General features: G+C 76.9%; 9 protein-coding genes. 2 read left to right on the forward strand and 7 right to left on the reverse strand.

Annotation, left to right across the window (positions count from 1 at the left end; all coding sequences use genetic code 11):
• Window positions 1-242 precede the first annotated feature (242 nt).
• A complete protein-coding gene (locus ACI79F_RS14530) occupies window positions 243-1442 on the forward strand; it encodes a YveK family protein (RefSeq protein WP_456545622.1) in 1200 nt (399 codons plus the stop codon).
• Window positions 1443-1576: 134 nt separating this feature from the next.
• Window positions 1577-2989 carry a pyridoxal phosphate-dependent decarboxylase family protein gene (locus ACI79F_RS14535; protein ID WP_456545621.1) on the forward strand — a complete coding sequence of 471 codons (1413 nt, stop codon included), beginning with the start codon at window positions 1577-1579 and terminating at the stop codon, window positions 2987-2989.
• 73 nt (window positions 2990-3062) lie between these two features.
• Here ACI79F_RS14535 and ACI79F_RS14540 read toward each other — a convergent pair whose 3' ends face one another.
• From ACI79F_RS14540 to ACI79F_RS14570, 7 genes are all read right to left on the reverse strand, one after another.
• Entirely contained in the window at window positions 3063-4292 is a 1230-nt protein-coding gene (locus ACI79F_RS14540) for an O-antigen ligase family protein (RefSeq protein ID WP_456545620.1), read from the reverse strand.
• Entirely contained in the window at window positions 4289-5551 is a 1263-nt protein-coding gene (locus ACI79F_RS14545) for a hypothetical protein (RefSeq protein WP_456545619.1), read from the reverse strand. Before ACI79F_RS14545 ends, ACI79F_RS14540 begins: the two co-directional genes overlap by 4 nt.
• A gap of 3 nt (window positions 5552-5554) precedes the next feature.
• A complete protein-coding gene (locus ACI79F_RS14550) occupies window positions 5555-6295 on the reverse strand; it encodes a polysaccharide deacetylase family protein (RefSeq protein ID WP_456545618.1) in 741 nt (246 codons plus the stop codon).
• On the reverse strand, window positions 6292-7479 hold the full coding sequence (locus tag ACI79F_RS14555; protein ID WP_456545617.1) for a glycosyltransferase family 4 protein: 1188 nt from the start codon (window positions 7477-7479) through the stop codon (window positions 6292-6294). The genes ACI79F_RS14550 and ACI79F_RS14555 overlap by 4 nt, the downstream gene beginning before the upstream one ends.
• Window positions 7476-8237 (reverse strand): CDP-alcohol phosphatidyltransferase family protein, encoded by a 762-nt coding sequence (locus ACI79F_RS14560; protein ID WP_456545616.1) that lies wholly within the window; start codon window positions 8235-8237, stop codon window positions 7476-7478. Before ACI79F_RS14560 ends, ACI79F_RS14555 begins: the two co-directional genes overlap by 4 nt.
• A gap of 246 nt (window positions 8238-8483) precedes the next feature.
• A complete protein-coding gene (locus ACI79F_RS14565; RefSeq protein WP_456545615.1) occupies window positions 8484-13928 on the reverse strand; it encodes a PKD domain-containing protein in 5445 nt (1814 codons plus the stop codon).
• Between the two features lie 241 nt (window positions 13929-14169).
• Window positions 14170-18657, reverse strand: a complete 4488-nt coding sequence (locus tag ACI79F_RS14570; protein WP_456545614.1) for a PKD domain-containing protein — start codon at window positions 18655-18657, stop codon at window positions 14170-14172.
• Window positions 18658-18765 lie beyond the last annotated feature (108 nt).

Genomic DNA, 18765 nt, shown 5'->3' on the forward strand with positions numbered 1-18765 from the left:
GTTACGGCAGATCCGGTCACTCAAGGTGACCTCGGCGGCGATCTTCACCCCATCGGGCGGCGGCCGGCGGGGGCGGGCGGCCGGACCCCGGCCGCGGGGACCCCCGGACGGGTGAGGCGACCGGCCGGAGCGGGTCCGACCCGCTGACCTGCGGGTTATCTTCGCCGCTCCGACTGGGGGACGTCTCCCGCGGGGGTGGCCGGACCGGCCGCCCGGGGGACGCACGGCAGGGAGCGAACGGCATGGAGCTGCGGGACTACCTGGCGGCGCTGCGGCGCCACTGGCTGATCTGGGCCGGCACGACGCTGGTGGGCGCGCTGGCCGCGCTCGCCGTCTTCGCGCAGACGCCGAAGACCTACGAGGCCACCTCGACCGTCTTCGTCTCGGTGTCGCCGTCCATCCCCAACAGCGCCTCGTTCGTCCAGCAGCGGGTGAAGAGCTACCCGGAGATCGTCACCAGCGAGGCGGTGCTGGCCCCGGTCCGCAGCGACCTGGCGCTCGACGACTCCCTGGCCGACCTGCGCTCGCGGGTCTCGGCGTCCAACCCCGCCGACACCACCCAGCTGCACGTGACCGTGAGCGGGCCCGACCCCGACGAGGCGGCGGCGATCGCCAACGCGGTCGCCGACCGGTTCGCCGACGTCGTGGAGACCCTGGAGACGCCGTCGTCCGGCGACGAGCCGGTGCACCTGACCGTCGCCGACCCCGCGGTGGCGCCGACCTCCCCCGCCTCCCCGGTCCTGCTCCACCTGCTGGCGCTGGGTGTGCTCGCCGGCCTGCTGCTCGGCCTGGCCGCCGCCGTCGTGCGCAGCCGCATGGACACCACCCTGCACACCGAGGACGACCTGCGCCGCGTCTGGGGCGAGGCCGGCGGCACGGAGCTGCTCGTCCAGCGCTCCGGCCGGGCGCAGCGCAGCGGGCTGACCGGCCGGTCGGCGGCCGTGCTCGCCCGCCGGCTGGAGTCCCGCGCCGAGGAGCGGCCCGTGCGCGTGGTGCTGCTCTCCCCCTCGCCGTCGGAGGCCCGGACCACCCGGGGCTTCGCCGAGGAGGTCGCGGCGGTGCTGCGCGGCCGCGGGGTGACCGCGAGCGTGACCGGTTCGGACTTCGTGGCCGGCGCGGTCAGCGCCGAGGGCCCGCGGGTCCGGCTGGAGATCGGCGACCCGCTGGCGTCGCTGGGGGTCTGGAAGCAGGTCGCGGAGCGGCACGACGGCGTCGTCCTCGTCGTCGCCGACGGCCGCGTCCACGGCGAGGAGCTGCGCGAGATGCGCCGCATCCTGGCGTCGTCCGGGATCACGCCGCTGGCCGTGGCGCTGGTGCGCCGCCGCCGGGCGAGGACCGTCGCCGAGCCGGCGGCCGAGCAGCCGGCGGCCGGGTCGGAGGCCCCGCCGAAGGCCCCCGGCAAGGGCAAGCAGCCGGCGATGAACGGCTCCGCGCGCCGCTGACCCGATCGCCGCGCGGACGGCGGACCTGCCGGTGGTCCGCCGGGCGCGGACGAGCGTCCCGTCCCCGCAGGAATGCGCCCTCGGGCGGCGCGTCGCCGTGACAGCATGGCGCTCGTCGACGACGAGGGAGCCCCATGCACCGCTCGGACTGGGAGAGCGTCCTGGGCGTGGTCGCCCCGGCGGCGCTGGGATACCTGCACTCGCTCCCGACCCGGCGGGTCTACCCCGAGAAGGGGTATCCGGAGGTCAGGGCCGCGCTCGACCACCCGCTCACGGACGACGGCGTCGACCCCGTGCAGGTCGTGTCCGAGCTCGCACGTGACCTCACGCCCTTCGTCACCGCCCATGCCAGTGGTCGGTTCTTCGGGTTCGTCATCGGCGGGCTGCACCCGGCATCGTGGGGTGCAGAGCTCCTGGTCTCGACCTGGGACCAGAACGCCGGGCTGTTCCCGCCCACGCCGGGCGTCGCGGTCGCGGAGGAACTGGCGGCACGCTGGCTGGTGGACCTGCTGCACCTCCCCGCGGAGAGCTCGGTCGGCTTCGTCACGGGCGGGCAGATGGCGAACTTCACCTGCCTGGCGGCGGCCCGCCACGAGGTGCTGCGCCAGGCCGGGTGGGACGTCGAGGCCGACGGCCTGATCGGTGCGCCGGCAGTCACCGTCGTCCTCAAGGAGGGCGTGCACTCCACCGTGCTGCGGGCCCTGCGCTTCCTCGGGCTCGGCGAACGGTCGGCCGTCCTGGTGCCCTGCGACGCGCAGGACCGGGTCCTGCCCGAGGCGCTCGAGCGCACCCTGCAGGCGGTGTCGGGGCCCACGATCATCGCCGTGGAGTGCGGGAACGTGAACACCGGCGCGTTCGACGACTTCGACGCGGTCGCCGATCTCGCGGCCCGGCACCGGGCGAGGGGCAACCCGACGTGGGTGCACGTCGACGGCGCCGTGATGCTGCTCGCCGCCGCGGCGCCGAGCATGGCCCGGCACGTGCGGGGTCTCGACCGGCTGGACTCCTGGTCCACCGACGGCCACAAGCTGCTCAACGTCGCCTACGACTGCGGCGTGGCGATCTGCCGGAACCCCGCCGCGCACATGGCCGCGACGAGCGTGCAGGCCAGCTACCTGGAGCAGGGCACCGGCGCCCGCGACCCGATGGACTGGAACCCCGAGTTCTCCCGCCGCGCCCGCGGTGTCGGCGTCTACGCCACGCTCCGTTCCCTCGGGCGGTCGGGCGTCGCCGCGCTCGTCGACCGCACCGTCGGCCACGCCCAGCGGTTCGCGCAGGTGCTGGCGGCGAGCGGCCGTGCGCAGATCGTCAACGACGTCGTGTCGAACCAGGTGCTCGTCCGCTGGCCGTCCCCGGACGGCGACCACGGCCGGCGAGCCGACGCGGTGATGGCCGGCATCCGGGCCCAGGGACTCGCCTTCTTCAGCGGGACCACCTACCGCGGCGAGCGCCTCATGCGCATCTCGGTGTCCGACTGGGCCACCGACACCGAGGACGTCGACCGCGTCGCCGAGGCGCTGGTCGAGCTCGCCGCGCGCGGGAGCTGACGCCCCGTTCCCCCAGCGGGTCCCGGGCCTGCGGACCGGACGGCGGTGAGGGGAGAAGGACGGCCCGGGGCGGTCAGCCGGCGAGCGCGGGCGCGGGCCGGGCAGCTCCGGGAGGCGGCACGCCGGCACCGTCGTCGTCCGGCGGGTCCTCCGCGGCCAGCCGCCGGCGGGACCCGCCCTCGGCGAGCAGCGAGACCGCGAGGAAGGCGAGGAAGTCCGGCGTCGCGTCGAACAGCCCGCTCTCCAGCACGCTGCGGCCGAGCAGGAAGACGAGCGCGCCGAGGAACAGCGCGCGGTGCGCCCGCGGCGCGAGCAGGGCGCCGCGCAGCGCCCACAGCGCCCAGACCCCGGCCACGAGCAGCCCGACCAGCCCGGCCTGCACGAGCAGGGAGAACCAGCTGCTGTCCAGCGGCTGGGTGTCCCAGAACTGCCCCTTGACCCGGATGATCTTCACCGAGAGCCCGCCGCCGAACGCGAGCTGCCAGCGGTCGTCGGCCCAGACGGTGGCGGCCTCCCACGCGACGAACCGGGACTCGACCGTGCTGGTGCCCTCGCCGTCGCGCTCGAGGAACGCCGAGATGGCGTCGGTGCCGAACACCGCGACCACCGCCGCGACCCCGGCGAGCAGCCCGCTGACCACCAGGCCCACCCGGGCGCGCCGCACGTGCAGCGCCATGACCAGCAGCGCGGGCAGCAGCATGAGCAGCGCCGTGCGGGAGCCGGTGGACCAGAGGACGCCGAGCGCGACGACGGCCACCGCCGCGGCGCCCAGGCCCGCCCCGCCGACCGCGATCCGCCAGCCGGCGAACAGCACGACCAGGCACGCCAGCAGCGCCAGCTCGTTGGGCGCCAGCTCGGGGAAGCCGCCCGAGAGCCGGCCGCTGGACAGCGTCGAGACGCCGGTGACCGCGGCGACGCCGCCGATGACGGCGCACGCGCGGGCCAGCGCGGCGAAGAACTGCGTCGTCGTGTGGCCGCGCAGCAGCAGGACGACGGTGAGCGCGATGATCGACACCCGGACGGCGATCACCCCGCCGGCGACCAGCGGCCCGTGGGTCAGCGCCCCGAGGACCGTGGCCGAGAGCAGGACGCCCAGCGCCCACAGGGTGCCGGTGCCCAACCGGTACCGGCGTGTGCCGAAGAACGCCACCGCCAGGGCGACGACGCTCAGCGCCCCCTTCGCCGCGACCACCGGGTCCAGCGAGCCGGTGAAGTAGGTGCCGCGCCGCCAGCCGACGGTCGTGAGGACCAGCAGCAGCATGCAGAACAGCAGCCGGGCCGGCACCGAGGTCGACCGCGTCATGCCGGCACCACCTCGGGGACCGGGCGGCGGACGTCGGCGCGCACCAGCGGGACGACGACCGACTGCCGCACGGCCAGCGCCGTCAGCGCGGGCCCGGTGGCCAGCGCGAACGGGGCCCACGCCACCGCGTCCGGGGCGAGCAGCATCAGCGCGGCCACCGCCGCCAGCGAGGCGAACTCCACCGTCCGCAGGGCGACGACCCGCCGCTGGGCGCCGTGCACGGACGACAGCGAGGCGTAGGGCAGCAGCAGCGCGGCGCCCGCGGCGTACACCGTCCAGCCGGCGACGGCGGTCACGGGCACGGCGTAGTCCCCGCCGCTCAGCGCCGGCCCCAGCCACGGCAGCAGCGCCAGCGCGCCGAGGCCGAGCCCGCAGACGCCGGCCACCAGGCCCAGCGCCGCCCGGTCGGCGACCCGCAGGCTGCCGGCCAGCGGCCGGCCACGCAGGCCGACGAAGTGCGGCAGCAGGAAGGAGGCGGTGCCGGCGATCAGCGTGAGCATCGGCGCGGTGTAGACGCGGGCGGCCTCCAGCGGGCCGTAGGCGGCGGCGCCGGCCATGCCGATGACCAGCAGCCGCAGGAGGGTGAGCGACCCCGGCCGGAAGGTCTGCGCCACGGCCCGCCACACGCCGAAGCCGGCGACCGCGCGCAGCCCGGGACGGCGCCACGGGCCGGCCGGCCGCTCCCCGGCGGGCACCAGCCACCAGGCGACGACGGCCGCGGACGCCTGGCCGACGAGCAGCGCGACGACGAAGGAGGCCAGCGTCACCTCGCCGGCGAGCCCGGCCAGCCCGAGCGTGGCCAGGGCGCCGACCAGGCTGGTGCCGTCGACTACGGGCAGCGCGGCGTAGCGGCCGCACGCCATGAGCAGCCGGCGCAGCGTGTCCTCGACGACGAACGCCGCGCACGCCGGGGCCAGCAGCAGCCCGGCCCACACCGGCACCGCGCCGCTGACCAGCGCGGCGAGCGCGCCGGCGAGCCCCGCGGCCGCCGACACGATCGCCGTCCACACGTGCAGCCCGGCGCGCACCGACCGCTCGTGCCGGTCCAGCACGGTCAGCGAGTCGCCGACCATCCCGCTGCACACCGCCGTGACCAGCACCAGCGCGCCGTAGACCAGCGAGAACACCGCCAGCCCGCCGGCGCCGAGCAGCCGGGCGGCGGTCACCTGCAGCGCGAGCCCGGCCAGCGCCATCGTCGCCTGCCCGACGACGGCGACCGTGGCGCGCCGGCGCAGCAGGCCCAGCAGCGGGGATCTCACGGCTCAGCGGCTCCCGGCCGGCGCCGCGGCGGCACCGCGGCGCACCCGCAGGGCGTGCCGGGCCAGCCGCGCCGCGATGTGCGCGCCGGTGTCGCGGGGGCTGACGTAGCAGCGCGGCAGCGTGTGCCGGTCGCCCGGGTCGTAGTCGCCGGTGACGCAGGCGTTGTCGTAGCCCACGGCGCGCACGGCGTCGGCCGCGGCCGCGTCGTAGGAGCCGTAGGGGTAGCAGAAGCCGGGCACCTCGGCCTGGACGACGTCCTCGAGCAGCCGGCGGCTGTCGGCGAGCTCGGCGGCGAGCACGGCCGGGTCGGCGCCGGCCAGGCGCGCGTGGCTGGTCGTGTGGCTGCCCACCTCGTGCCCGGCGGCGGCGACCGCGCGCACCTGGTCGGCGGTCATGATCGGGAACTGCGGGCCGGTGTCCCACGAGTTGGTGGCGCCCATGTGCCCGGCGACGACGTAGACCGTCGCCGTCATGCCGTGCCGGGCCAGCACCGGGACGGCGGTGGTCAGGAAGTCGGCGTACCCGTCGTCGAAGGTGAGCCCCACCAGGCCGGCCGCCTCCCCGCGGTCGACGGCGCGGACCAGCTCGGTCTGCGAGACGCCGCGCAGGCCCAGCCGGCGCAGCAGCCGCAGGTGCCGGTCCAGCCGGTCGGGGTGCACCCGGATGCGGTGCGGGTCGGGCTCGGTCGAGGCGCTGATCGAGTGGTACATGAGGATCGCCGGCGCGGCGAGGGGGCCGCTCACGCCGCGGCCTCCGTGTCCACGGCCGGGCCGGCCCCCAGCTCGTGCACCGGCGCCGGCGCGCCCGGACCGGCCACCGCGGCGACCAGCTCGGCGGCGTACCGCTCCGGCGCCGACCGGCGGCGGGCCTCGGCCGCGTCGGCCAGGGCGGCCGCGCGGAACCGCGGCCAGTCGGCGGCCACCCGGGCGATCGCGTCGGCCCACGCCGGCACGTCGCCGGCGGCGACGGCCTGCGCGGAGGCGTAGCCGGCGGCGGCCTCGCGCAGGCCGCTGTGGTCGCTGACCACCAGCGGCCGCGCGGCCAGGACCGCCTCGACGGCGGTGTTGCCGAAGGACTCGTCGCCCAGCGCGGGCACGAGGACGACGTCGGCGTCGGCCAGCAGCGGCCAGACGTCGGCGGAGAAGCCGGGGAACTCGACCCGGCCGGTCAGTCCGGCCCCGGCGACGGCGGCGTGCAGCTCGTCGGCGAACCACTCGTAGCCGGGGAACACCGAGCCGACGACGGTCAGCCGGGCGTCGACGCCGCGGTCGAGCAGCTCCCGCAGCACGGCGATCGCCACCTGCGGGCCCTTGCGCGGGTTGAGCCGGCCGACGAACAGCAGGCGCAGCGGGCCGTCGACCCGGGTGCGGGCCGGCGTCGCCTCGGCCGGCCCGCGGACCGCGTTGTGCACCACGGTCGCGCGGCGGCGCAGCCGCGGGGCGACCTCGGTGAGCACCTCGAGCGTGAACCGGCTGTTGGCGACGACGCGGTCGGCCAGTGCCGGGCACAGCGCCATCCCGCGGCGCAGCAGCCGGGGCGCGGACTGCTCGGCCTCGTGCACGTGGCAGACCGACCACCGGCCGGCCAGCCGGGCGAGCAGCGGCCACGAGGGCAGGGTCAGGGTGCTGACGTAGACGCCGCGGGAGCGGCGCAGCAGCCGCAGCGCCGGCAGCACGCCGCGGGCGGCGTCGGCCAGCAGCCGCAGCGCGCCGCGCGGGCGCAGCGCGGAGTTGCGCAGCACCGGCATCGGGCAGGTCTCGACCCGCAGGCCGCGCGCCTCCAGCTCGCCGGCCAGCGGGCCGGGGCCGGGCAGCGCGACCGTCACGTCGTAGTGGCCGGCCAGGGCGATCGCCGACTCCAGCAGCATCCGGTCGGCGCCGTACAGCTCCGCCCCGGGGTGCACGACCAGCAGCGGGGGGCGGGTCATCGGGGCAGCCGGTCCATCTCCCGGAACCACTTGACCAGGGCCAGGGCGAGGAACAGCCCCTCGGCGAGGCCGAGCGCGGCGTAGACCGGGACGAACACCGAGGTGGCGCCGAACAGGGCGAAGGTGAGCGCGAGCACGCCGTAGTCGGTGGGCAGCGCCAGCAGCGACCGGACGATGCCGACCTGGCGGGTGGGCCCCTGGGCGCGGGTGGCGACGCCGTGCTGGGCGCGCAGCGCCTCGTTCAGCATCATCGCGAAGAAGATCACGACGTCGACGAAGCAGAAGCCGAGCGGGATCAGCAGGACGGCGGGGTCGACGTCGGCGAAGCGGTACAGGCCGATCGCCACGGCCAGGTGCAGGCCGGCGACCTTGGCGGCGTCGACCATGTGGTCGAGCCACTCCCCCGCCGGCGAGCCGCCGCCGCGCAGCCGGGCGAGCTGGCCGTCGGCGGCGTCCAGGCCGTAGCCGAGCACCAGGCAGCCGGCCACGGCCAGCCCCATCGGCACCGACGGCGACACCAGCGCCAGCAGCGCGATGCCGGTGCCGGTGAACGCGGCGCTCACCGCGGTCACCGCGTTGGGCGTCAGCCCGGCGGTGTGGGCGAGCGCGGCGAACAGCCGTCCCAGCGGCCGGTTGACGAAGCGGGAGTACAGCGGTGCACCGGCCGAGCCCTTCTGGGCGGCGGCGAGCCGGTGCAGGGTCGCGCGCAGGCCCTCGGGCGCGGCGTCCCCCGGACGGCGCTCGGCGACCGCGGTCATCGCCGGACCGCCGGCCGGTCACCGGCACGGGCGTTCCGCGAGCCGTCCACTGTGGCCTCCCCCTGAGGTGCTGTCCGTGCGTCGGACGACGCGGCGCCACACGGCGGGCGTCGTCGGTCCCGACCAGCATCGACGCGCACCCGGGCCCCGGGGAGGCCTGGCCGGACGGCCTCACCCGCACGGGTCACCCGGTCGGGCCGGGCCTCCCCCACGAGGAGGAGGGGCCCGGCCGCCGGTGACCGCCCGTCACTGCGCCGCGGTGACCGTCAGGTCGTCGACGCGCACCGCCGTCGCGGCGGTGTTGGTGCTCGGCCGCCAGGCCGCCAGCCCCACGCCGCCCGGGGCCTGCAGGGCCGCGGTCGTGTCCGTCCGCGTCAGCTGCGGCGCCGTCGGCTCGGCCGCGCCGAGCGCCCAGACCTTCCCGGTGACCGTGGTGGTGCCGGTGCCGGTGACCCGGACCTGCACGGCCAGCGCGGTGCCCGGCGTCCAGGTCAGCCCGGCCACCCGCACCTCCCCGCCGGGGAAGGACTCGACGCCGCCGGTCACCCGGGACAGCGCCAGCCACACCCCGCCGTCGGCGGCGACGCGGACGCGGACCGAGTACTCCTGGCCCGCGCCGACCCGCCGGCCGGTCAGCGTGACGACGGTGCCGGTGGCGCCGGTCGGTGCCGCCGACAGGGTGAACGCCGTGCGCAGGTCGACCGCGGTCGAGGCGACCCCGGGCAGGTGGGCCCCGGTGACGTTGCCCGCGCCGGGCAGCCCCAGCACCGCCGCGCCGCCGTCGACCGACAGCCGGCCGGCCCCGGAGGAGGCGGTCCAGGCGCCGCCGACGTCGGCGGTGCCCAGCCCGCCGCTCACCGTGCGGCCGAACGCGTCGGCGGCCAGCACCTGCGGCTGCGCCGGCCCCTCCGGTGCCGTGACGGTGACCGAGCGGGTGGTGCTCGCCGTGGCGCCGTCGTCGTCGGTCACCGTCAGCGTGACGGTGTACGTGCCCGCCGCGGCGTAGGTGTGCGACGCCGTGGCGCCCGAGCCCGCCGCGGTGCCGTCGCCCCAGCTCCAGGCGTGCACGGCGACCGTGCCGTCGGCGTCGGTGGACCCGGTGCCGTCCACGGCCACCGCCAGGCCGGTGGGCTGCGCGGTGAACGCCGCGACCGGCGCCGCGTTCGGCGGCGGCGGGGTCGCACCCACCGCGGTCACCGTCAGGTCGTCGACGCGCACCGACGTCGCCGCGGTCGCGCCGCCGGGGCGGTAGGCGCCGACCCCGACCGACCCGGGCTGCTGCAGCGCGGCGGTGGTGTCGGTCCGCGACAGCTGCGGCGCGGCCGGCTCGGCGGACCCCGCGGCCCACACCGACCCGGTGATCGTCGTGGTGCCGGTGCCCGACACCTGCACCCGGACGGCCAGCGGCGTGCCCGGCGTCCAGGTGAGGCCGGTCGCGCGGACCTCCCCGCCGGGGAAGGTCTCCACGTTGCCGGTCGTCCGGGACAGGGCCAGCCACACCCCGCCGTCGGCGGCGACCCGCACGCGGACCGTGTACTCCTCGCCGGCGGCGACCCGCCGGCCGGTGACGAACGCGTACGTGCCGTTGCCGGTCGGCGTCGACGCCAGGGTGACGGTCGCCCGCACGTCGGCGGTGCTCGTGCGGACCGCGCCGAGGTGCGCGGCGGTCTCGTTGCCGGCGCCGGGCAGGTTCAGCACGGCGGTGCCGCCGGCCACCGACAGCCGGCTCGCGCCGGCCGTCGCGGTCCAGGCCCCGCCGACGTCGGCGGTGCCCAGCCCGCCGCTCACCGTGCGGCCGAAGGCGTCGGCGGCCAGCACCTGCGGCTGCTGCGGACCCTCGGGCGCAGTCACGGTCACCGACCGGGTGGTGGTGGCCGTGGCGCCGTCGTCGTCGGTCACCGTCAGCGTGACGGGATACGTGCCCGCCGCGGCGTAGGCGTGGGTCGCGGTGGCCCCGGAGCCGGCGGGGGTGCCGTCGCCCCAGGCCCACGCGTACGAGGCGACCGTGCCGTCGGCGTCGGCCGACCCGGCGCCGTCCACCGCCACCGACAGGCCGGTGGCCTGCGCGGTGAACGCCGCGACCGGGGCCGCGTTGGCCGGCGGCTGCGCCGTGCCCGGGGCGGTGACCCGCAGGTCGTCGAACCGGACGGCGACCGGCGCGGTGGCGCTGCCGGAGAGGTAGCCGGCGAGGCCGACGGAGCCGGGCGCCTGGAGCCCGGCGGTGGCGTCGGTGCGGGTCAGCGTCGGGGTCGCGGGCTCGGCGCTGCCGCCCCGCCACACCGTGAGCTCCAGGGCCGTCGGCGCGGTGCCGGTCACCTCGAGGTGCACCTGCAGCGGCGTGCCCGCCGTGTAGGCCGGCCCGGCGAGGGTCACCGCCGCGCCGAGCTGGGACTCGACGCCGCCGACCTCGCGCAGCAGCGCGACGGTGATCGCGCCGGTGGGCGACACCTGCAGCCGCGCGTTGTACTGCGCGGTCCCGACCCGCCGGCCGGTCACGAACGCCAGCGCCCCGGAGCCCCCGTTGGGCACCGCGGACAGCGACACCGTGGTGCGCAGGTCGACGTCGGTCGCCGACACCCCGCCCAGGTGGGATCCGGCGTTGTTGCCCTTGGCCAGGGTGAGCACGGCGGTCCCGCCGGCGACCGACTGCCGGGAGGCGCCGACCAGCGGCGTCCAGGCGCCGCCGACGTCGGCGGTGCCCAGGCCGCCGGTGACCGACCGGCCGAAGGCGTCGGCGGCGAGCACCTGCGGCCCCGCCGGCGCGCTCACCGTCACCACGCGGGTCGTCTGCGCCGTCGCGCCGTCGTCGTCGGTGACCGTGAGCGTCACGGTGTACGTGCCCGCCGCGGCGTAGTCGTGCGACGCGGTCGCGCCCGAGCCCGCCGCGGTGCCGTCGCCCCAGTCCCAGGCGTGGGCGGCGACCGTGCCGTCGGCGTCGGCCGACCCGGCGGCGTCGACCGACACGGTCAGCCCGGCGGGCGTGGCCGTGAACGCCGCCGTCGGCGGCTGGTTGGCGCGGGTGACCGTGACCTGCTGGCGGGCCGTGGACGTCGCGCCGCCGGCGTCGGTGGCGGTGAGGACGACGGTGTAGGTGCCCGGCGCCGAGTAGGTGTGCGAGGCCGTGGCCCCGCTGCCGGCCGGGGAGCCGTCGCCCCAGTTCCACGACGCGGTGACGGTGTCGCCGTCGGGGTCGCGGGAGAAGCGGCCGTCGACGGTGAGCGCCAGCCCGGCGGTGGCGGTGGTGAACGCCGCCCGCGGGGCCAGGTTCGGCTCGGCGCCGGTGGTGCCGACGAGGAAGTGCTCCTCGGCGCGCGCCGAGGTGGTCGGCGACAGGTAGACCGCGACCTCGTCCAGGTCGCCGTCGAGGTAGCCGACCCCCTCGGTCCAGGTGGCGTCGCCGCCGACCCGGAAGTAGCTGTTCCGGGTCAGGCCGCGGGTGGTGTCGGTGCGGGAGCCGGCCAGCTCGCCGTCGACGTAGAGGAACATCCCCGCCGGGCTCAGCGTGGAGGCGACCAGGTGCCACTCGCCGTCGGCGTAGGACTCCTCGCTGGTGACCGTCCGGCGCACGCCCGCCTCGGGGCTGACGCCGAAGTTCACCCGGCCGTCGGCGTCGAGCCAGGTCAGCCGGTCGACCACGGTGCTGGTGCCGGTCATGGCGTCGCCGAAGCCGGCGATGAGGCCGCCGGCGGCGGAGTCGGTGCGGAACCAGGCCTCGACCGTGACGGTGTCCAGCGGCGGGAACTGCGCGGGCAGGACCAGGTACCCGGCCGGCGTGCCGTCCAGGGAGTAGGCGGTGTCGGCGTCACCGGTGAGCGCCCCGGGGACGCCGGCGGTCACGCCGGGCATCGCCATCAGCGGCGCCAGCCCCATCGCGCCGGGGGCCAGGTTCCCGGCGGCGGCCAGCTGCGCGGGCGTCTCGCCCAGCCGCCAGTGCTCGAGCGCGCCGTCGGCGGCGACGGCGTCCCGGTAGGACGGCGTCGCCGGCACCCCGGCCGGGTCGACGGCGGTCCACGGCGTGACCGCCCGGTTGCCGAACGGGTCGGTGGCGACCACGCGGTAGCGCGAGGTCGCGGTGGCCGCGGGGTCGGTCACCGACACCAGCGGCCGGCTCCACCAGGTGGAGGCGCGGGTGAGCTCGGCGACCAGGTTCGCGGCGGTCTCGCTGTCGCGGTAGACCCGGTAGGTCAGCCACTCGTTGTCCTGGTCGGACGTGGCGCGGAAGCTCACCTGCGCCGTCCCGGGCGCGGTGAGCGCGGCGCCGGCGGTGAACCCGTCGGCGTTGGGGCCGACCCGGTTGGGCGCGGTGTCGGGCAGCGCGTAGCGGACCAGCCCGGCCTGGCCGACGCCGTTCACGCGGGGGAACTCGCCGGCGTAGACGAGGTAGCGGCCGTTGCCGGTGACGCTCCACCCGGCCTGGAACTGGCCGGTGACCTCGCCCGGGGTCATCGTCGGGAACCAGTCGAGCAGCGAGGGCGCCGGCTGGCCGTAGAAGTTCCCGCTGCGCAGCGTGCCCGGGCCGTTGGTGCCGCCGGTGGCGCCGGTGGTGAGGGCCACGGCGTACCGGTGCACGCGCGGGTTCTGCTCCGGGTAGCCGCCGATCTGCTCGCAGTCGTGGGAGTGGCCGGCCAGGTACAGCGCGCCGCCCATGGCGTGGCTGGAGTAGGTGTCGCCGTGGCAGTCGTTGATCGCGACGACCTGCCCGCCCTCGGCGGTGGCGGCGAAGCTGCCCTCCATGTTGCCGGGGCCGTTGTAGTCGTAGGCGGTGCCGTAGACGGTGCTGCCGTCGGTGGAGAGGCTGTGCACCGCGGAGAAGGCGCCCTGGTTGGTGATCAGCTGGTTGACGGCGAACGGGCGGGTGGCGCCGGTGACGCCGTCCAGGGCGGCGACGCCGGTGGCCTTGGTGCCGTTCATGGTGTCGAACCGGCCGCCGGCCACCACCTGGTCGCCGCCGCCGGTCACGACCAGCGCCATCACGTCGTTGCTGGTCCGGCTGTTGAGGGCCGGGTCGGGGTTGCGGTTGCCGGTGGTGGGGCCGGTGCCGGGCACGGGCGCCCACGGCAGGAGGCCGCCGTCGGAGGCGCGGACGGCCGCCAGCCGGGTGCGGCTCACGCCGCCGACCGCGGTGATCGAGCCGCCGAGGTAGACGGTGCCGTTCGTGGCCGCGATCGCGCGGACCTGGCTGCTCACCGACGGGCTCCAGCCCGCGACCAGGGCGCCGGTGGCGGTGTCGAAGGCGGCGACGCGGTTGCGGGTCTGCCCGTCGACGGCGGTGAAGTCGCCGCCGATGTGTAGCCGCGAGCCGTCCGGCGAGGCGGCGACGGCGAGCACCTGGCCGTTGACGACCGGGGCGAAGGAGGAGATCAGCTCGCCGGTGCGGACGTCGTAGGCGAGCAGGTTGCTGCGCGGCGTCTCCCCCGTGCCGGCCGGCGCGCCGGCGGGGCGGGCGGAGGTGAACGCCCCGCCGACGTAGACGGTGTCGCCGACGATCGCCTGCGCCCAGCCGACGCCGTCGATCTGCGTGGTGGGCAGGGCGTCGGCGGTGACCGTGACCGGGTTGGCCGGGCTCGGCAGCACCGGCGCGGAGTCGGCGCGCGCGGGCGCCGGCACCAGCGCCAGGGTGCCCGCCGCCAGGAGCAGGCCGACGGTGCCGGCGAGCACCCGCCGGCGGACCGCAGTGGTGGGTGCGCTCATCGCGTCGTCTCCCCCGAAGTCGTGCGTCTCCCGTCGCGACCCACGGATGGTGAGCGCAGTTGCCCTGCACGATGTCACGTTCCGTACACCCCGTGGATCACCCGTTGCGGTACATCTCCCCTGGTCGGGCGGGCGTCAGCGCACTCCGCCCTCACCGTGCGTCACGGCGAGGCGGTGCGCGAACGGCCCGGTGCCGGACCGGCGCGAGGCCGGCCCGGCACCGGGCTGTCGTGCGGGAGGGTCAGCGCGCCTCGGCGACCGTGATCCCCTCGAACCGGACGGCGACCGGGCCGGTCGCGCTGCCCGACAGGTAGGCCGAGATCCCGATCGAGCCGGGGGCCTGCAGCTCGGCGGTGCCGTCGGAGCGGACCAGCGTCGGCGTGGCCGGCTCGGCCGTGCCGGCCTGCCACACGGTGAGCGCGAGGTCCGTCGTCCCGGTGCCGGTCACCCGGAACCGCACCTCCAGCGGGGTGCCGGGGACGTAGGCCCCGCCGCCCAGCGTGGTCACCGGGCCGAGGACGGTCTCGACGCCGTTGACCTCGCGCAGCACCGCCACGCCGACGCTGCCGTCGGGCAGGACCCGCAGCCGCGCGTTGTACTGCGCGGTGCCGACCCGGCGCCCGGTGACGAAGGCGTAGGCGCCGGTGCCGGCGGCCGGCACCGCCGAGAACGACACCGTGGTGCGGACGTCGACGGCGGTGGCCGCGACCCCGCTCAGGTGCGCGCCGGTGGTGTTGGCCGGGTTGACCAGCAGGACGGCGCCGCCGTCGGCGACCGACTGGCGGGAGGCACCCGCCAGGGACGCCCAGGCGCCACCGAGGTCGGCGGTGCCGAGGGTGCCGGTGACCGTGCGGTCGAAGGCGTCGGCGGCGATCTGCGCGGCCGGGGCGACCACGACCGGGGCCGTGACGGTGACCGAGCGGGTCGTGGTCGCCGTGGCGCCCTCGTCGTCGGTCACGGTGAGCCGGACGGTGTAGGTGCCGGCCGCCGCGTAGGTGTGCGCGGCGGTCGCGCCGGTCGCCGTGGTGCCGTCGCCGAAGGCCCAGTCCGCCCGGGCGACCCGGCCGTCGCCGTCGGCCGAGCCGGCCGCGTCGACGGTGACCGCGAGGTCGGTTGCCTGCGCGGTGAAGGCCGCCGTCGGCGCGACGTTGGTGTGCGGGCCGGCGCCGACCAGGCCCACCCGGAAGGCGGTGAACCGGACCGCGGTGGCGGCGGTGGCGCTGCTGGGCCGGTAGGCGGCCAGGCCGACGGAGCCCGGCGCCTGCAGGGCAGCGGTGGTGTCGGTCCGCGACAGCTGCGCCGTCGTCGGCTCGGCGGAGCCGGCCGCCCACACCGACGCGGTGACCGCGGTGGTGCCGGTGCCCGAGATCTGCACCCGGGTGGCCAGCGTGGTGCCCGGCGTCCAGGTCAGGCCCGCCACCTTCACCTCGCCGCCGGGGAAGGCCTCGACCCCGCCGGCGAGCCGGTAGAGCGCCAGCCAGACGGCGCCGTCGGCGTCGACCCGGATCCGCACCCGGTACTCGTCCCCGGCCGCGGTGCGGCGGGCGACGACGTAGACCGACGTCCCGCTGCCGGTGGGCACGGAGCCGAGGGTGAAGGAGCTGCGGATGTCGGCGGCGGCCGTGCTCACGCCGGCTAGGTGGGAGCCGGTGTTGTTGCCGGCGCCGGGCAGGCCCAGCTCCGCGACGCCGTCGGTGACCGACTGGCGCGGGCCGCCGGCGAGCACGGTCCACGCGCCGCCGACGTCCGCGGTGCCCAGGCCGCCGGTGACGGTGCGGCCGAAGGTGTCCTTGGCGATCGGGGCGGTCGGGACCGGCGCGGTGACGGTGACCTGCTGGGAGGTCGCCTCCGTCGCGCCGTCGCTGTCGGTGACCGTCAGCGTGACCGTGTACGTGCCGGCCGCGGCGTAGGTGTGCGCGGCGGTGCGGCCGGTGCCGGCCGCGGAGCCGTCGCCCCAGTTCCAGGCGTAGGCCGTGACGGTGCCGTCGGCGTCGTCGCTGGCGGAGCCGTCGACGCTGACGTCGAGGTCGCGCCCGCTCGCGGCGAAGGCGGCCGTGGGGGCCTGGTTGACCCGGACCGGGGCCACGGTGACCAGCGTCTTCGCGGTCGTGGCGGCGCCCTTGTCGTCGGTCACGGTGAGCGTGACGACGTAGCTGCCGGCGGTGGCGTAGGTGTGCGACGCCGTGGCGCCGGTGCCGCGCTGGCCGTTGCCGAAGTCCCAGGCGTAGGAGGCGACGGTGCCGTCGCTGTCGGCCGAGCCGCGGGCGTCGAACGACGCGGCCAGGCCGGTGGTGGTGGCGGTGACGCGCGCGGTCGGCGGCATGTTGGCCGCCGGCAGGGCGCCGCCGCCGGCGGCGTGCGCGGCGATCTGCTGCGCGGTCAGCGCGGTCGGGTAGAGCGCGACCTCGTCGACCTTGCCGGTGAAGGTGCCGGCGCCGGCGACGGCCTTGTCGGCGCCCACGCGGAAGTAGCCGTTGTACGACTGGCCGCTGGTGGCGTCGGTGCGCGAGCCGACCAGGACGCCGTCCACGTAGAGCGCGATGCCGGAGGGGCTCATGGTGGCGGCCACGTGGTGCCACCGGCCGTCGTTGACGGCGGCGCTGCTGGTCACCGTGCGCGTGGTGTGGGAGAGCCCGAAGAAGGTCGGCACCTTCACGCTGAACGAGATGCGGCCGTTGGTCTCGAGGTACACCTGCCGGTCGAACGTCGTGCTCTGGCCGCTGTTCTTGTTGCCGAAGCCCATGAGCCGCCCGCCCGCGGTGGACGTGGTGGAGAACCACGCCTCCTGGGTGAAGGTGTTCGGCGCGGCCTGGGTGCCGGTGGTCGCGAGGGTGGCGGTGGAGCTGCCGTTGAAGGCGTAGGCGGTGTTGCCCGCCACGGCGCCGGCCTGGTTGCGGCTGACGCCGGCGCCGACGGTCATCGGCCGGCTGCCGATCGCGTCGGCGGCGTTGCCGGAGGTCTCGCCAAGCCGCCAGTGGTTGGACGCGCCGTCGGCGCGGACGGTGTCGGCGTAGGGGCGGGTCTGCCCGCCGGTGGCGACGGCGACCGAGACGGCCACCCAGTCGGTGGCGACCGTGTTGCCGAACGGGTCGGTGGCGGTGACGCGGTAGCGCAGGTCGCCGCTGACGCCGGCGTCACCGGCGGACAGAGCCGGCCGGTTCCACCAGGTGGAGGCCTGCACGGTCTCGGCGACGGGCAGGGCCTGCCCCTCGCGCTCGACGCGGTAGACGAGGTTGGCGTTGTCCTGGTCCGAGGTCGCCGTCCAGGAGACGGTCACCCGGCCCGGGGCGGGCGACGTCGCGGTGGCGGTGAAGCCCTCGGCCGACGGGCCGACCCGGTTCGGCGCGGCGCCGGGCAGCGCGTAGCGCACCAGGCCCTGCTGGCCGACGCCGTTGACCCGCGGGAACTCGCCGCCGTAGACGACGTACTGGCCGTTGCCGGCGACCGACCAGCCGGCCTGGGCCTGGCCGGTGTAGGTGCCGGGGGTCATGGTCGGGAACCACGGCAGCAGCGAGCCGGCGGGCTGGCCGCGGAAGTTGGCGTTGGTGATCGTGCGGCTGCCGACGGTGCCCGTGGGGGCGAGGGTGAAGGCGACGCCGAACTTGTGCACCCGCTCGGGCTGCTCGGGGAAGCCGCCGATGTTGCCGCAGTCGTGGGTGTGGCTGGCCACGTAGACGACGCCGCCGGTCACGTAGTTGGAGTAGGAGTCGCCGCGGCAGTCGTTGATCTCGACGATCGAGCCGCCGTCGGCGTTCACCACGAAGGAGCCCTCGAGGTTGCCGGGGCCGTAGAAGTCGTAGGCGGTGCCGATGACCAGGTCACCGGAGGTCGACAGGCTGTAGACAGCCGAGTTGACGCCCTGGTTGGTCAGCCGCTGGTTGACGGCGAACGGCTTGGTGGCGCCGGAGACCGGGTCGAGCGCGGCGACGCCGGTGGCCTTGACGCCGTTCATGCTGTCGAAGCGCCCGCCGGCGATGACCTGGCCGGTGCTCGCGACGGTCAGCGCGAGGACGGCGTCGCTGGTGCCCTTGGCGCCGTTGGTGTTGCCGGCGGTCGAGCCGACGCCCGGGACCGGGGCCCAGGGCAGCAGGCTGCCGTCGGCGGCGCTGACCGCGGCCAGCCGGCTGCGGCTGACGCTGCCGACCGCGGTGATGCTGCCGCCCAGGTAGACGGTGTCGTCGGTGACCGCGAGCGCGGCGACCTGGCTCTGCACGGCCGGGGCCCAGTTCTGCACCAGGGCGCCGGTGGCGGTGTCGAAGGCGGCCACGCGGCGGCGGGTCTGGCCGTCGACGGCGGTGAAGTCGCCGGCCACGTAGACCCGCGAGCCGTCGGGGGAGGCCGCGACGGCGAGCACCTGGCCGTTGAGGTCGTGGGCGAAGGAGGTGATGAGCTCGCCGGTGCGGATGTCGTAGGCGAGCAGGTTGGCCCGCGGGGTCTCGTTCGTGCCCAGCGGGGCGCCGGCGGGGCGGGCGCTGGTGAACGAGCCGCCGACGTAGACCGTGGTGCCGACCACGGCCTGTGCCCACGCGACGCCGTCGATCTGCACGGTGGGCAGCGCGTCGGCGGTCACCGTCGTCGGCGTCGCCGCCGACGGCAGCAGCGGCGCGGAGTCGGCGCGCGCCGTGCCGGGCAGCAGCGCGAGGGTGCCGGCGGCCAGCAGGAGGCTCAGGCCCCCGGCGACACCGCGGATGGGCGCGCGCCAGGGCGCGGCCGAGGACGGCGAGGTCATGCGTGTTCCCCCAGTGGACAGGACCCGAGGCCGGCTGCCTCCCCCTGGAGGCCGTCGTCGGGTACCGAGGGTGACGATGACACTCGGTGACGGCCGTGACGATCACCT

The sequence above is a fragment of the Blastococcus sp. SYSU D00868 genome (assembly GCF_054050575.1).